The organism is Streptomyces sp. NBC_01320 (genome assembly GCF_035974375.1).
GTDB classification, from domain to species: Bacteria; Actinomycetota; Actinomycetes; order Streptomycetales; family Streptomycetaceae; genus Streptomyces; species Streptomyces yanii.
This window is the reverse complement of record NZ_CP108390.1, coordinates 9,888,271-9,901,967: the sequence shown is the minus strand read 5'-3', so window position 1 is coordinate 9,901,967 and position 13,697 is coordinate 9,888,271. Positions and strand designations below refer to the sequence as shown.

Sequence of the window (13,697 nt, the reverse complement as noted above, 5' to 3'; positions counted from 1 at the left end):
TCTCCTAGAGTGCGCGTACGTACGTGTCCTGGTAGGCCGCGCGGCCACCGAACACATTGAGTCCGATCCTGCCCCGCGCATGCCGGGGGTCGGTCACGTCGATGGTCGGCAGACCGTCGACGAAGACCTCGATCCGGCTTCCCCGGGCGCGGATCCGCAAGGGCAGTGTCGTCCCGGCCCGGACCAGCAACGGCACGTCGGCCAGTGCGGTCGTCGCACCGCCGTCCTTGCGGAAGAGCCGGACGGTCCGCAGGTTCGGGTCGAGGTTCACGGCGTAACCGTCCGCGGTGTCGGCCGACGCCCGCAACAGGACGGACCCTGCGCCGCTGGTCCCGTCGGGGCCGCCGAACCGTACCAGCGTGGTCAGTTCCAGGTCGCCGTACTCGGTACGGGAGACCGCGGTGGAGTCGCGGTCGAAGACTCCGGTGCGGCCGGCGCCGGTGGTGGTCCAGTGCCCGGCGTGGCCCAGCCGGTCGCGGTGGTGGTGACCGAGCGCAGTCCGGGCGGCCCGAAGACGACGGTGCCGTTGTAGGCGTGCAGCCCGGCGGCGCCTTCCTCGTACCTGGTGTCCCGTGCGGCGAGAACCTGCTCGCCGTCCAGCGAGACGACCAAATCCGCACCGTCCTCGGTCATTTCGAGAAGGAAGGTGGTTCCGGGTGCGGCTGTGACGGGAGCCGGGGGCACGAGGTCCCGGCCGGTGGCAAGGTCGTGGAGCCGCACCCGGTGCAGGTTGGGGTCGAGGCTCGCCGCGTAGCCGGCCGCGCCGTCCTCGGTGGCGCGCACCTCCAACGAGCCGACGGCATGGGGAGATTGCGGGTCGATGGTGATGTGCGCCGCGTATCCGGCCACGGCCCCGATGCGCTGCTCGGACAGGGCGACGGCACTGCGCCCGGATCCCGTCACGACCCGCCGACCGCCGTCGGTGGTGCGGGTCCAGGTGCCGGTGAGGCCGATCGGATCGGGAATCGCGGCAAGGTCGCCCGAGAGGGATCCGGAGCGGACCCCGGCCGGGGCCGATGGCGCGGCAGACGCCCGGCCGGCCCCCGTGAGGGGGGCCAGCAGCGTCAGACCGGCCGAGGAAGGGAGCCCGCCGGTGGCGGGCCGTGCTTCGGTTACGCGCTTTAGTAACGCGCGTTAGTGCGATGTTGCAGGCAAGTTACGAGGGGTTGACCGACGGTGTCACGAGGGGTGACGGCCGGAGCCTTCCGCCGCGCCCGCGGGCGTGACGGAAGGCTCCGGGGCAGTGCGGGGTCAGGGGGCTTCCGGGCGCTCTCCCTCCCCGTACCGGCGCTCGAACTTGGCGACCTGCCCCTCGGTGTCGACGACCCGGGCCTTGCCGGTGAAGAAGGGGTGGCTCTCGGCGGAGATCTCCACGTCGATGACGGGATAGGTCTCCCCGTCGTCCCACTGGATGGTCTGCTCGCTGGACGCGGTGGACCGGGTCAGGAAGGCGTAGCCCGCGGAGCGGTCGCGAAAGACGACGGGATGGTAGGAAGGGTGCTTGTCCTGCTGCATGCCTGCTCCTGGGGACGTACGTACGGACTCGGCTCAGCCCAGCCTCGCGAACGAAGCCGGTGTGCGCGATCGCAGGCGGTCCGTACGGGGGGCTGGGCCGTGCCACGGCTACGAACAGGTGCCTTCACGACTCCGGTCGAGTCACCGACTGCTTCACAGGGTGAACGACAGTTCCCATTTCTTTCAGTGGATATCCAATACTCTCAGTGAATATTCTGATGTTGTGAAGCTCTCGGAGTGGGCGGCACGCAACGGCGTGCACTACCAGACCGCGTGGACCTGGGCGAAAGAGGGCCGTATGCCGGTCCCGGTCGTCCAGACGCCGTCGGGTACATGGCTCGTGACTGAGCCCGCTCCGCAGGCTGCCGGGCGGGTCGTGGCGTACTGCCGTGTCTCGTCCGGTGACCAGAAAGCGGACCTGGAGCGCCAGGTCGCCCGGACCGTGCAGGGCGCAACGGGCCAGGGGCTCGCGGTTGCTGACGTGGTGACGGAGATCGGCTCCGGCTTGAACGGGCGCCGCCGCAGGCTGCACCGCCTGCTCGCCGACCCAGGTGTGGGGACGATCGTGGTCGAGCACCGCGACCGCCTCGCCCGGTTCGGCGTCGAGCACCTCGAAGCCGCCCTCTCGGCCACGGGACGGCGCCTGCTCGTCCTTGACCCGGCAGAGACCGCCGACGACCTCGTACGGGATATCAGCGAGGTCCTGACCTCGATGTGCGCCCGCCTGTACGGTCGGCGCTCCGCGAAGAACCGCGCGGCCCAGGCCGTCGCCGTCGCCACCGGCGAAGAGGTGGCCGGATGAAGAAGTTCAAGCCCCGGCCCGGTTTCACCGTCCTCGCGCACAAGCTCGCGCTGGACCCGAACGCCACGGCCAACCGCCACCTGCACTCGCACGCAGGTGCCGCGCGGGCCGCGTACAACTGGGCAGTCGCATACATCACTGCCGTGTGGTGGCAGCGCAAGGCCGAGCAGTCGTACGGCATCTGCGAGGAGGAGCTGACCGAGTGGCGGTCGTGGTCGCTTCCCTCGCTGCGGAAGGCGTTCAACGAGGACAAACGCACCAACCCACGTTTCGCCGACTGGTGGGAAGAGAACTCCAAGGAGGCGTACAACACCGGCCTGGCAGGCGCGTCGGCGGCGTTCGACAACTACGCGAAGTCGAAGAGCGGTAAGCGCAAGGGCCCAAAGATGGGCATCCCCCGCTTCAAGTCGAAGCGGAAAGCGCGCCTTGCCTGCCGGTTCACCACCGGAACGATCCGTATCGAGCCTGACGGACACCACGTCACCCTGCCCAGGATCGGCACCGTCCGCCTCCACGAGAACCGAGCTGACCTGCGGGCCCTGATCGACGCGGGGAACATGCGGATCCTGTCCGCGACCGCACGTCTGGATCGGGGCCGCTGGTTTGTGTCGTTCCAGGTCGAGGAGAAGCACCAGCTGGTGAAGGTCGCTCGCCCTAACGCCGCGGTCGGCATCGACCTCGGCATCAAGACGCTGGCCGTCCTCGCGGACAGCGACGGTGTCCTCGGCGAGGAACCCAACCCGCGCCACCTCGACCGCGCGCAGAAGCAGCTGCGCCGCGCCGGCCAGATCGTCTCGCGCCGGCGCGGCCCCGACCGGCGCACCGGGCAGCAGCCCTCCCGTCGCTGGGAGAAGGCCAACCAGGCGCGGAACAAGATCCATCACCGGGTCGCGAACCTCCGCGAGGACACCCTCCACAAGATGACGACCCGCCTCACCTCCGAGTACGGCACGATCGTTATCGAAGACCTGGGCGTCGCCGGCATGGGCCGCAACCGGCGCCTGTCCCGCCGGATCGCGGATGCCGCGTTCGGCGAGATCCGACGCCAGCTCATCTACAAGAGCCGCCAGCGCGGCACGCGACTCGTCGTCGCCGACCGCTGGTTCCCCTCCTCGAAGACCTGCTCGCGCTGCGGTGTGGTGAAAGCCAAGCTGCCCCTCAGCATGCGCGTCTTCGAGTGCGACGCCTGCGGGCTGGTCCTGGACCGGGACGCGAACGCCGGACATAACCTGGTCGCTCTCGCGGCCCGTATGACAGGTACCGGAGTGGCCGGAGACCTGGACAACGCCGTCGAGGCGGAGTCGAAGCCCCGTGGAGCCGACCGCAAGACCCGCACCACCCGCCCGCGCCGCAAGGCCGGGACGGAGCGGGCAGGTGGCACAATCCCCAGCCCCCGGGCCGGGAAGGAAACGGGAGACCGTCAACAGGACACCGGCGCGCAACTCGCGCTCCGGTGACACCGTTACGGACCATTCCGGCGGAAACGCCGGGATTACTGAGATCACTTGATGATCAAAGCAACGGGCACGCCCCTCAGGTTCGACCGTGAACGACCCAAGGGGCTGGCATACTGTTCCGTCGCAAGGGGCGGGCGGGAACCACGGGAGACGAAGCATGGCTGCGCTGGGCTTCGTCTTCATCTCATTGCCCGTTCTCGCCATCGTGAGCTTCACCTGCTTCGCCGCATGCCGTGCCCAGCAGGCAAGAGCGTTGAAGATCCTGTCAGTTGTGTTTCTGACGGCGGGGCTTCTCTGCCTCCTGACGCCCGTCGGTCTTGTGGGCTTCCTCTGGCTCACGCCGTAGGGAGCGGACCGGCCTTGTCGTCGCGGCCGTTGCCCCGGTCTGCGGCCCCATACCGGCAGCCCTACGGCTTGCGCGCACCGCGCGGTCCGGCGCTCGACGACGGCCCCTCGGAGCCGTCATGGGGCCCGCCACGCCGGACAGGTCACCGGCATCCCATGTCCGGGTTCACGGCAGGCCACGCCTCCACCCCGTCCGGGGTGCGGACATAGGCCCTGGACATGTCGTCGGTCAGCCACAGTTCCCAGTCGTCCAGGTGGTAGCCCGTGGACCGCGCACCGGCGGGCATCGTCACGTCCCCGTCGTACGCCGAGGTGAGCATGCCGGACGGGAGTACGCCCTTCGGGTCACGCGCATAGACCTTCCGATTGGCCGAACCTTCCCCCGAACCCGCGCCCCACTCAAGGAAGTTCGCCTCCTGCCAGTCGCAGTGCGCCGCGCCCGCCGAGCTGTTCAGCTCGGACACGGGCACCCGGTGGCCGTCCCTGTCGGTCCAGACCCGGTACGGCCGCTTGTCCGTGTAGCTCGACGGCAGCTCCGCCGGGTCGCACGAGGCGCCGGTCTCCGGACCCCAGCCCGGACTCCCCTTTCGGTCCTTGGCGACGACGACGGCGATCTTCGTCTTGCCCGCCACGTCGAACGAGTACAGGACCCGGTCCGCCTCCTTGTGTTCCACGCGATAGCCGTACTGCGGCAGATCGGGCTGCTCGATCTCGAAGTACAGCTTCAACCCTTCCTCGGGCGTCGCCCCGCCGTCGCCCTTGCTCCAGGGTCCACTGCCGCTGCCGCTGCCGCTGCCGCTGCCGCTGCCGCTGCCGCTGCCGGAGTAGATGTCCCCCGCGCACTCCAGAGCGCGGCCGGCGGCCCCCGATTTCGTCTTCATCGCCTGCGGGGTGTCGGCTTCGACGTTCGGATGCGGTATGTCGAGCGGGCCGCTGTAGGGTGCGGCCGGAGGGCTCCCCTCGATCACGAGATCCTCGGAGCCACCCCCGCCGCACGCCGACGCCGTCAGCGCGGTCACGAGGATCACCGCGACCGTTCCGCCCACCCTGCCTCTGTTCATGCCCCGCCCCTGTCCACCCTCGGTCCTTGCTGCTTGCCCGTCGGACGTGCCGGGCGGTGGGACGGTTCCGGCGCGCACGCTACCGGCCCTGCGCCGCCTCCACCGCGTCGGCCACGAGCGTCAGGAACCGTGCATGGGCCTGGGGGCTGCAGACCGGTTCCGGATTCCACGGCACCACCGCGGCCGCCCGCTCCAGCGCCGTCCAGCCGGCGTTCGACCGGAGCCGGTCCAGGGGTGTGGCATTGGACCGGATGTCGGTGAGCAGGATCCTGGGACGGAGGGCCGCCGCCTCCGCCCAGCCGACCGTGGACCAGTTGGCACCGGGCCCGGCGGCCGGTTCGAGGACGTCGACACCCAGCTCCGCCAGCACGCGCAACTCCGGCCACATGCGGGGACGCGCGAGATGCGCCTGGTCCTGCTCCGCCGGCGACAGGGCGAGCACCCGGGGCCGGAACGGACCGGCCGCGAGAGTGCGCAGCCGCTCCCGGGCTGCTTCCAGGTCGTGCGCCGCCGCGGACCCTCCCGCCTCGGCCCCGAGCGAGCGGGCCAGCTCGGCGAACCGGTCGCCGATGTCGCCGAGGGTGCGGGCCTGGCCCACGTCGATCACGACGACCGGCACGTGCTCCTCCAAGTGCTTGGCGGTCTCCGGGGCCAGCCCGTAGACACGCCCTCCCCCGTAGCTGACGGCCACCACGAGATCCGGCCCGCCCCGTAACAGGGTGTCCACGTCCAGGACGCTGCCCGCACCGAGATAGTCGACCTCGGTGAGCGGCAGCGACCCGGTCTTGGCCCGGTCGGGCGACTCGCCGTCGTGGTCCGATCCGAAGATCCCGCTCGGACGTATCCCGTGGTCCCACAGCGTGGCTCCGGCCTGGACATAGGCGAGCACACGCGACGGGCGCCGCCCGGCACTCGACAGTTGTCCACGGTCGTCGGAGAACTGCCACTCGGTCCGCTCGCTCACATCGCACACCTTTCTGCACCCGGCCCGGCCCCGGTCCGGCTCGTACACCACTACCTGCCCAGGTCCTTGCCGGGGCATCCCTCCGCGGGGCGCCGGTCCCGTACCGGCTGTACGAGCGGCTCGGCTTCACGCACACGCAACCGTGGGACGGGCGGGACCAGTTGATGCGCATAGGACGGACGCGATGAGCGCGACGCCAGCGCGTTCCGCGGAATCCCGCCCGGCCGGCGGATGGACGGCGGGACTCCGCGGACACGCCCTCGGGTCCGTCTTCCGGATCGGGCCGGGCACGATCCGGAAGGAAAGCCCTTGGAGGAGCTCACAGGTCCGGCGTGGTGCTCCGGCCCAGATACGTGACCGGTCCGGGATCGGGAACGTCGATCTCGGCGAATCCCAGCCGGTCGTAGAAGGCCCTGGCCGGAGTGTTCGCCGTGAGCATGGACAGGTGCACGGCCCCGACCCCCTTGGCTCGCAGGGCGGCCAGGAACGTGCGCATCAGCGCTCTGCCGTACCGTTCCTGGGCAGTGAGCAGGAGTGAGTCCTGGCTCACCGGCACGCCCCGAACGGTCTTGGGCGCACTGGTCCTCCGCTTTCGCGTCCCGGTCGGCGACGCATATCCCGTATGCGCTCCGTTCCAGGTGGGCGGAATCCCTACGACCTGGCCATATGGGTGTGGCCAGAGGCGACGGGGAGGCCCCGAACCATCTCGCTGGTGATACGGGGGCCCCGACTGCTGACGCCACACCCGGCGTCCCAGATCGCACCGAGAACGTTACGCACACCCCGCCGGGCATACCCACAGCTCATCGCGCCGTTCACCCAATCGTGCCCATGTTCGCCAAAACGATGTGCCGGCCCAACAGTTGTGAACCCCTTCCGCTGCCATGCGGGAAGCAGATCGATGTGCAAGTGGGCGGGGTGGTCGGCCACTTCGGGGACGATCATCCGTTCCGGGTTGTGCAGGAGGGCGATCATCTCCTCGCTGGGGGTACGCGGCGGGCCGTCCGGTTCCGGGAAGCGCTCCTCGACCAGGGTCAGCCACCGCTTCCGGAACGCCGTCACGAACTGCGCAGTGTCGGCGGTCCCCAGGATGTAGCCGACCGCCCGGCCCGTACCGTCGTCGATCACGAAGGCCAGATCGGGTTCGAGGTACGCGTAGGGCGTGGCGAAGATCGAGGGCATCAGTTCCGGATCCGGATACAGATACCGGGAGTCGCCACCGTTGTCGGCCGTCCGGACGCAGATGTCGGAAAGGGCCGCGTGGTCGTCGGGGTGGTAGGCCCGTGGGCCGGGAGGCTGGGTCATCGCTTCATCCTGCCGACACTGGGAGCGCTCCCACAAGTCCCCGTACGGGAAAACAGCAGAACGAGTGGGGAGCACCGGAATCACGCGGAGCTCCGGCAGAAAATTCTTCGGAACCCGACCGTGTTGCGTGTCGATCCGGGCAGCAGCCGTTCGTATAGAGGGTGAGACGCCGGCACGGTGCCGACGTCGCACCCCAGGAGGAACACCATGAAGCACTACCTGCTCAGCGTGATCACGCCGACCGGGGGCGAGATGCCCGCCCCCGAGGTGCTGGAAGGGATCATGCGAAACGTGGAGGTCTTCCACGAGGAGCTCCGGGAGGCCGGAGCCTGGGTGTTCGCCGGAGGACTGAACGCCCCGAGCACGGCCACCGTGGTTCAGGCGAAGGACGGTGACACACTGCTCACCGACGGCCCGTACGCCGAGGGCAAGGAGTACCTCGGCGGGCTGTGCATCATCAAGGCGCCCGATCTGGATGCCGCCCTCGACTGGGGCCGCAAGGCCGCGCGGGCGATCACCCTGCCCATCGAGGTCCGGCCGTTCGAGGGTGAAGTGGAGGACTGATGTCCGGCGCCGCCGAGCCGCACCGTCCCACCGGCGCGCCGGCCGTACTCACCGCCGACATCGAGCGTCTCTTCCGCGAGGAGTACGGCCGCTCGGTGGCCGTACTCGTGCGTTCCTTCGGCGACATCGACATCGCGGAGGAGGCGGTCCAGGAGGCGTTCGCCACCGCGTTGGACCGGTGGCCGTCGGCCGGGCCGCCGCCCGCACCGGCCGGCTGGATCATCGCCACGGCGCGGAACCGGGCGATCGACCGCCTGCGCCGGGAGGCCTCCCGCGCCGACCGCCAGGCCCGGGCGGCACTGGCGCAGTCCCTGGACGCCGGGCGCGAACCGGCTGAGGAGGGTCCCGTGCACGACGACCGGCTGCGGCTGATCTTCACCTGCTGCCACCCCGCGCTCTCCACCAGTGCGCAGGTCGCGCTGACGCTGCGACTGCTGGGCGGGCTGAGCACGGCAGAACTCGCGCACGCGTTCCTGGTGCCCGAACCGACCATGGCGCAGCGGCTGGTGCGCGCCAAGGGGAAGATCCGCGATGCCCGGATTCCCTACCGGGTACCGGCCGATGCCGATCTTCCGGACCGGGTCAGGTCCGTGCTCGCCGTCGTGTATCTGATCTTCAACGAAGGACATACGGCGAGCTCCGGCGACCGGTTGGTGCGCGAGGACCTCTGTGCGGAGGCCATCCGCCTCGGGCGGCTCCTGGCCGGTCTGATGCCGGACGAACCGGAGGTGCGAGGGCTGCTCGCGCTGATGTTGCTCACCGAGTCGCGCCGCACCGCCCGTACCGGCCCGGGCGGTGCGCTGGTGCCCCTCGCCGAGCAGGACCGTAGCCGGTGGGACCACGAGCTGATCACTGAGGGCCAGGCGCTCGTACGGCAGTGTCTGCGCCGCGACCGTCCCGGCCCGTACCAGATCCAGGCCGCGATCAACGCGGTGCACAGCGATGCGCCGACCGCGGCCGCCACCGACTGGGGGCAGATCCTGCGGCTGTACGACCAGCTGCTGGCGCAGGCGCCGACGCCGGTGGTGGCGCTCAACCGTGCCGTCGCGGTGGCCGAGGTCGAGGGACCGGACGCGGCGCTCGCGCTCGTGGAACAGCTCGCACTCGACCGCTACCACGTGTTCCACGCCGTACGGGCCGACCTGCTGCGACGCCTGGGCCGTACCGCCGAGGCGGCGACGGCGTACGACGCGGCGGTCGCCCGTACGCAGAACACCGCCGAGCAGGAGTTCCTTCGCCGTCGGCGCCGGGCTCTGCCCGCGGGCTGAACGAACCCGCCTGCGGGCGGGGCCGGCCACCGCTTCTCCCCGTGCAGGACCTCGTCGCGCGGGATCCGGTGGACACGAACCGTACGAGGCGTGGTCGAAAGTCTCCCCTCAGAGGGGCCCCGGAGAGAGTTCCTCGTCCCCGATTCCCAGACCCGCCAGGAATGCGGCAGCCGCCGGTGTGGGGCGGAACCGGCTCCATACCAGCCGTTCCGTCCGTGCGGGCGCATTGCGCACCGGAAGGACGGTGAGACCCGTCAGCTCCGCCGCGAACGCGGCGGGCAGCAGAGCGACCACCAGTCCGCTGCGCACCAACCGGACGATGAAGTCGGTTCCGCTGACCTCGAACGCCACTTCACGGGTGAGTCCGGACGCTTCGAAGGCCTCCTCCGACTGGGCGCGGGCCGCGGTGCCGGCGGGGTAGTCGACGAACGTCTCCCGCGCCAGCCGCTCCAGGTCCACCTGGGACTCATCGGCCAGCGGGTGGCCGGGCGCCACCACGGCGGCGAGTTCCCCGCGACCCAGTTCTCGGTCGCGCACCCCCTTCGGTCGGTAGCTCGGCAGTACACCGAGGAACGCCACGTCGAGCGTCCCGTCCTGCACTTCCTGGACAAGGTCCTTGCTCGCCCCTTCCCTCAGGTCGATACGGACCTTCGGGTGGCGGAGATGGAACTCCCGCAGTGCGGCCGGGATGTCGACCGCGGAGAGCGTCGGGATCGCCCCGATTCCGAGACGCCCGCTGATTTCCCCCGCCGCTGCCGTCACCTCGGCGCGGGCCCGCTCGGCCGCGTCCAGCGCCTGCCGGGCCGCGGGCAGGAACGCCTCACCGGCGGCGGTGAGCCGGACCTGTCGGCTCGTGCGATCGAACAGCCGGGCGCCGAGCTCCTTCTCCAGACGGGCGATCTGATGGCTCAGGGCCGACTGCACGACCAGGCATTTCTTCGCGGCGCGGGTGAAGTTTTCCAGCTCCGCCACCGCCACCACGTACCGCATCTGCTGAAGCTCCATACATCTATCGTGGATGACGATCGATCGAATGAAAAACATGTGTTGGACTCATGGATGTCCGGTCCCCGAGGCTGAGGGGCATGGCTCACTCCACACAGGCGCTACGGCGCACCACGGCTCTGCCGATCCCGCCCAAGGCGTCGCCCGTCCTCGGCCGCGGGCTCGTTCTCCTGATGGCCGTCGCGGCCGGACTCTCGGCCGCGGGCAACTACTTCGCGCAGCCGCTCCTCGACGTGATCGAGGCGAATCTGCACATCGGTGTCACGGCGGCGGGGCTGATCGTGACCGCCGCCCAGGGCGGCTACGCGCTGGGCCTGATCCTGCTGGTTCCGCTCGGGGACGTCATGGAGCGCCGAAAGCTGGCGGTGGGCCTGTTCGCGCTCACGGCGTTCTTCCTGCTGCTGACCGCCGGTGCACCCACCGGCCCCCTGCTGATCGCCGGAACGGCGCTCACGGCGCTCACCTCCGTCGGCGCCCAGGTCGTGGTGCCGTTCGCGGCGACTCTCGCGGCTCCGGCCGAACGCGGCAGGATCGTCGGCCTCGTCATGTCGGGAGTCCTGCTGGGCGGCCTGGTCGGGCGCCTGGCCTCCGGCGCACTGTCGGAACTCGGCGGGTGGCGGACTGCGTACTGGGTGAACGCCCTGCTCATGGCGGCCATGGCGGTGCTCCTGCACCGCCATCTGCCCCGGCTGCCCCGCTCGGACGACGCCGCCCCGACGGGTTACGCCGGGCTGTTGCGCTCCACCCTCTCCCTGCTGCGCACGGAGCCCCTGTTGCGCTGGCGGTCCGCCGTCGCCGCCCTCTCCATGGCCTCGTACAGCGTGCAGCTGACCGCGCTGACCTTCCTGCTGACCCGGCCGCCCTACAACTGGAACGCGGCCGCGATCGGGCTCTTCGGACTCGTGGGCGTCATCGGTGTGGCGGGCATGAACTTCGCGGCCCGGCTGAGCGACCGCGGCCGTGTGCAGGCGGTCTCCGGGGCCTCGGCCGCCCTGCTCGCCCTCTCCTGGCTGCTGCTTCTCGCCGGCGAGTCCTCGCTGCTGTGGCTCGCGCTCGGCGTGATCTCGCTGAACGTGGCCCAGCAGGCGGCACTCAACAGCAGTCAGAACGTGATCTACGCGCTCCGCCCCGAGGCCCGCAACCGGATCAACTCCGGGTTCATGACCCTCTTCTTCCTGGGCGGGGCCGCGGGAGCCGCACTCGCCTCGGTGGTCTGGTCGCGCGCGGGCTGGACCGGCATCTGCGTCCTGGGCGGTTCGCTGGCCACGGGCAGCTTCGTGCTCTGGGTGCTGGAGCGGGTACGGGTCCGGGTGCGGTGAGGTCAGTCGTTGACCGCGGTCAGCAACACCACCGCGTCCTGCAGCGCCAGCAGTCCGTGCCGCTCGTGCGGGATGGGCTGCAGCCCTCCGGCGGTCACTTCCACGTCGCCGGAGGCTGCGGTGAGGCGGACGGACCCCCGCAGGACCTGGAGCGAGGCGGCGGGCGGCGCGTTGTGCTCGTCGAGGGCCGAACCCGCGGTGAGCGCGATGACCGTCTGCCGCAGGGGCTCCTGCCGCAGCAGCAAATGAGCGCTGCGGCCGTGCGGGGACGTACGCGCGACGGCCAGATGCTCGTCGGCGAGGGCGTTGAGATCATCCATACGACCACTGTGCCGCAGCCCCGGAACCGCCGCGATCCGCCCGCACCGCAGTCAGCCCCGCAGCCAGGCCGCAGTGTCCTGCGGGAGCCTTCCTCCGTCGGCCAGCGGACCGCTGGTCAGCAGGACATCGGTGTGGTCGGGCAGTTCGACCGCCTCCCCGGTGAGGTTCACGACGCAGACGAGCCGGTCCGTACGGGTGAAGGCGAGCACCCCCGGCGCGGTCGGCAGCCACGTCAGCCGCTCCCCCGCTGTCCCCGGGCTCCCGAAGCCGGGTTCGGTCCGGCGGAGCCGCAGCGCCTCGCGGTAGAGGCTGAGCATCGAGTCGGGGTCGGCACCCTGGGCGTCGGCGGCGTAGGAGGACCAGCCGGCCGGCTGCGGCAGCCACGGTTCCACGGCGGATCCGAACCCGGCGTACGGTGCCTGCGCCGACCAGGGCAGCGGCACACGGCACCCGTCGCGTCCGGGGTCGGTCCCGCCGGAGCGGAAGTGCATCGGGTCCTGGATCCGGTCCCGCGGGATGTCCGCTTCCGGAAGGCCGAGCTCCTCCCCCTGGTAGAGGTAGGCGGCACCGGGCAGAGCCAGCGAGAGCAGCGCCGCGGCGCGAGCCCGGCGGGTGCCGAGTGCCAGGTCCGTGTGGGTGCCGAAGGTCTTCGCCGCGAAGTCGAAACCGGTGTCCTGGCGCCCGTACCGGGTGACGGTCCGGGTCACGTCGTGGTTGCACAGGACCCAGGTGGCGGGGGCGCCGACAAAAGCGTGCTCGGCGAGCGTGTCGTCGATCGCGGAGCGCAGCAGCCCGGCGTCCCAGGGGCAGGCCAGGAAGTTGAAGTTGAAGGCGGTGTGCAGCTCGTCGGGGCGCAGATAGCGGGCGAAGCGTTCGGCGTCGGGGAGCCACACCTCACCGACGAAGATGGCCCCGTACTCGTCGGCGATGGCGCGCCAGGAGCGGTAGATGTCGTGCAGTTCGTCCCGGTCGATGTACGGATGCGGGTCGCGGCCCTCGGTGAAGTCGGGCAGGGCGGGATCCTTGGCGGGCAGGGCCGCCGAGTCGATCCGTACGCCCGAGACACCGCGCTCGAACCAGAAGCGGAGCACGTCCTCGTGCTCCTGACGGACCGCCGGGTGCGCCCAGTTGAGGTCGGGCTGCTGGGTGGCGAACAGATGGAGGTACCACTCGCCGTCCGGGAGCCGGGTCCAGGGGGTGCCGCCGAACTCGGAGACCCAGTCGTTGGGCGGGACGGCGCCGTCCGGGCCGCGGCCGGGCCGGAAGTGGAAGAGGTCGCGCTCGGGGCTGCCGGGTCCCGCCGCCAGTGCCGCGGTGAACCAGGCATGCTGGTCGGACACATGGTTGGGGACGATGTCGATGATCGTGCGGATACCGAGCGCGCGGGCTTCGGCGATCAGTTTCTCGGCTTCGGCGAGGGTGCCGAAGGCAGGGTCGATGGTGCGGTAGTCGGCCACGTCGTATCCGCCGTCGGCGAGCGGCGAGAGGTACCAGGGGGTGAACCAGAGGGCGTCCACGCCCAGTTCGACGAGGTAGGGCAGCTTGGCCCGTACCCCCGCGAGATCACCGGTGCCGTCACCGTCGCCATCGGCGAAGCTGCGTACGTAGATCTGGTAGATGGCGGCGTCGCGCCACCAGTTCGCGGTGGCCTCGGACGGGCGGTTGGCTGCCACGTGGCGTTCCTTTCGGGCAGGTGGGACTCCGCCGCCGGCCCCGGACAGCGGGGGGCCGGACGGGAGAGCCGGCGGCGGAGTGCGGGGGATGGGCCGGT

16 protein-coding genes are annotated in these 13,697 nt (G+C 70.7%); 6 read left to right on the top strand and 10 right to left on the bottom strand.

The window, feature by feature from the left end:
- Positions 1 to 4 precede the first annotated feature (4 nt).
- The 3 genes from OG395_RS44960 to OG395_RS44950 form a co-directional block, all read right to left on the bottom strand.
- Positions 5 to 358 carry a family 16 glycoside hydrolase gene (locus tag OG395_RS44960; RefSeq protein WP_327249659.1) on the bottom strand — a complete coding sequence of 118 codons (354 nt, stop codon included), beginning with the start codon at positions 356 to 358 and terminating at the stop codon, positions 5 to 7.
- Between the two features lie 5 nt (positions 359 to 363).
- Positions 364 to 903 (bottom strand): hypothetical protein, encoded by a 540-nt coding sequence (locus OG395_RS44955; protein WP_327248065.1) that lies wholly within the window; start codon positions 901 to 903, stop codon positions 364 to 366.
- Positions 904 to 1,251: 348 nt separating this feature from the next.
- Positions 1,252 to 1,515, bottom strand: coding sequence for a type B 50S ribosomal protein L31 (locus OG395_RS44950; protein WP_327248064.1), 264 nt, complete (start codon positions 1,513 to 1,515; stop codon positions 1,252 to 1,254).
- A gap of 223 nt (positions 1,516 to 1,738) precedes the next feature.
- Here OG395_RS44950 and OG395_RS44945 point away from each other — a divergent pair, with 223 nt between their 5' ends.
- The 3 genes from OG395_RS44945 (at position 1,739) to OG395_RS44935 (ending at position 4,120) form a co-directional block, all read left to right on the top strand.
- Positions 1,739 to 2,317 (top strand): IS607 family transposase, encoded by a 579-nt coding sequence (locus OG395_RS44945; RefSeq protein ID WP_327248063.1) that lies wholly within the window; start codon positions 1,739 to 1,741, stop codon positions 2,315 to 2,317.
- Positions 2,314 to 3,774, top strand: coding sequence for an IS607 family element RNA-guided endonuclease TnpB (gene tnpB / locus OG395_RS44940; protein ID WP_327248062.1), 1,461 nt, complete (start codon positions 2,314 to 2,316; stop codon positions 3,772 to 3,774). The genes OG395_RS44945 and tnpB overlap by 4 nt, the downstream gene beginning before the upstream one ends.
- Positions 3,775 to 3,931: 157 nt before the next feature.
- Positions 3,932 to 4,120 (top strand): hypothetical protein, encoded by a 189-nt coding sequence (locus OG395_RS44935; protein ID WP_327248061.1) that lies wholly within the window; start codon positions 3,932 to 3,934, stop codon positions 4,118 to 4,120.
- 142 nt (positions 4,121 to 4,262) lie between these two features.
- Here the strand turns inward: OG395_RS44935 and OG395_RS44930 are convergent, their stop codons facing one another.
- The 4 genes from OG395_RS44930 to OG395_RS44915 form a co-directional block, all read right to left on the bottom strand.
- Positions 4,263 to 5,180, bottom strand: a complete 918-nt coding sequence (locus OG395_RS44930; RefSeq protein ID WP_327248060.1) for a hypothetical protein — start codon at positions 5,178 to 5,180, stop codon at positions 4,263 to 4,265.
- A gap of 79 nt (positions 5,181 to 5,259) precedes the next feature.
- A complete protein-coding gene (locus OG395_RS44925; RefSeq protein WP_327248059.1) occupies positions 5,260 to 6,144 on the bottom strand; it encodes an ABC transporter substrate-binding protein in 885 nt (294 codons plus the stop codon).
- 319 nt (positions 6,145 to 6,463) lie between these two features.
- Positions 6,464 to 6,700: a GNAT family N-acetyltransferase gene (locus tag OG395_RS44920; protein WP_442818671.1), complete on the bottom strand. Its 237-nt coding sequence runs from the start codon at positions 6,698 to 6,700 to the stop codon at positions 6,464 to 6,466.
- Positions 6,701 to 6,795: 95 nt separating this feature from the next.
- Positions 6,796 to 7,449: a hypothetical protein gene (locus tag OG395_RS44915; RefSeq protein ID WP_327248058.1), complete on the bottom strand. Its 654-nt coding sequence runs from the start codon at positions 7,447 to 7,449 to the stop codon at positions 6,796 to 6,798.
- 207 nt (positions 7,450 to 7,656) lie between these two features.
- Between OG395_RS44915 and OG395_RS44910 the strand changes: the two genes are divergently transcribed.
- Both OG395_RS44910 and OG395_RS44905 read left to right on the top strand, forming a co-directional pair.
- Positions 7,657 to 8,013 carry a YciI family protein gene (locus OG395_RS44910; protein WP_327248057.1) on the top strand — a complete coding sequence of 119 codons (357 nt, stop codon included), beginning with the start codon at positions 7,657 to 7,659 and terminating at the stop codon, positions 8,011 to 8,013.
- Positions 8,013 to 9,281, top strand: a complete 1,269-nt coding sequence (locus tag OG395_RS44905) for an RNA polymerase sigma factor (protein ID WP_327248056.1) — start codon at positions 8,013 to 8,015, stop codon at positions 9,279 to 9,281. The genes OG395_RS44910 and OG395_RS44905 overlap by 1 nt, the downstream gene beginning before the upstream one ends.
- Positions 9,282 to 9,389: 108 nt before the next feature.
- On the opposite strand, the gene OG395_RS44900 is transcribed toward OG395_RS44905, so the two are convergent.
- Positions 9,390 to 10,286, bottom strand: coding sequence for a LysR family transcriptional regulator (locus OG395_RS44900; RefSeq protein ID WP_327248055.1), 897 nt, complete (start codon positions 10,284 to 10,286; stop codon positions 9,390 to 9,392).
- 80 nt (positions 10,287 to 10,366) lie between these two features.
- Here OG395_RS44900 and OG395_RS44895 point away from each other — a divergent pair, with 80 nt between their 5' ends.
- Entirely contained in the window at positions 10,367 to 11,605 is a 1,239-nt protein-coding gene (locus OG395_RS44895; RefSeq protein WP_327248054.1) for an MFS transporter, read from the top strand.
- A gap of 2 nt (positions 11,606 to 11,607) precedes the next feature.
- Here the strand turns inward: OG395_RS44895 and OG395_RS44890 are convergent, their stop codons facing one another.
- Positions 11,608 to 11,925 (bottom strand): cupin, encoded by a 318-nt coding sequence (locus tag OG395_RS44890; RefSeq protein ID WP_327248053.1) that lies wholly within the window; start codon positions 11,923 to 11,925, stop codon positions 11,608 to 11,610.
- 51 nt (positions 11,926 to 11,976) lie between these two features.
- Positions 11,977 to 13,599: a glycoside hydrolase family 13 protein gene (locus OG395_RS44885; protein ID WP_327248052.1), complete on the bottom strand. Its 1,623-nt coding sequence runs from the start codon at positions 13,597 to 13,599 to the stop codon at positions 11,977 to 11,979.
- Positions 13,600 to 13,697: the final 98 nt, after the last annotated feature.

What these genes read in the sequence shown, in the direction of transcription:
- OG395_RS44950 (WP_327248064.1), bottom strand. Translation starts at nt 1,515, where the DNA reads ATGCAGCAGGACAAGCACCCTTCCTACCATCCCGTCGTCTTTCGCGAC.
- tnpB (WP_327248062.1), top strand. Translation starts at nt 2,314, where the DNA reads ATGAAGAAGTTCAAGCCCCGGCCCGGTTTCACCGTCCTCGCGCACAAG.
- OG395_RS44935 (WP_327248061.1), top strand. Translation starts at nt 3,932, where the DNA reads ATGGCTGCGCTGGGCTTCGTCTTCATCTCATTGCCCGTTCTCGCCATC.
- OG395_RS44930 (WP_327248060.1), bottom strand. Translation starts at nt 5,180, where the DNA reads ATGAACAGAGGCAGGGTGGGCGGAACGGTCGCGGTGATCCTCGTGACC.
- OG395_RS44915 (WP_327248058.1), bottom strand. Translation starts at nt 7,449, where the DNA reads ATGACCCAGCCTCCCGGCCCACGGGCCTACCACCCCGACGACCACGCG.
- OG395_RS44910 (WP_327248057.1), top strand. Translation starts at nt 7,657, where the DNA reads ATGAAGCACTACCTGCTCAGCGTGATCACGCCGACCGGGGGCGAGATG.
- OG395_RS44905 (WP_327248056.1), top strand. Translation starts at nt 8,013, where the DNA reads ATGTCCGGCGCCGCCGAGCCGCACCGTCCCACCGGCGCGCCGGCCGTA.
- OG395_RS44900 (WP_327248055.1), bottom strand. Translation starts at nt 10,286, where the DNA reads ATGGAGCTTCAGCAGATGCGGTACGTGGTGGCGGTGGCGGAGCTGGAA.
- OG395_RS44895 (WP_327248054.1), top strand. Translation starts at nt 10,367, where the DNA reads ATGGCTCACTCCACACAGGCGCTACGGCGCACCACGGCTCTGCCGATC.
- OG395_RS44890 (WP_327248053.1), bottom strand. Translation starts at nt 11,925, where the DNA reads ATGGATGATCTCAACGCCCTCGCCGACGAGCATCTGGCCGTCGCGCGT.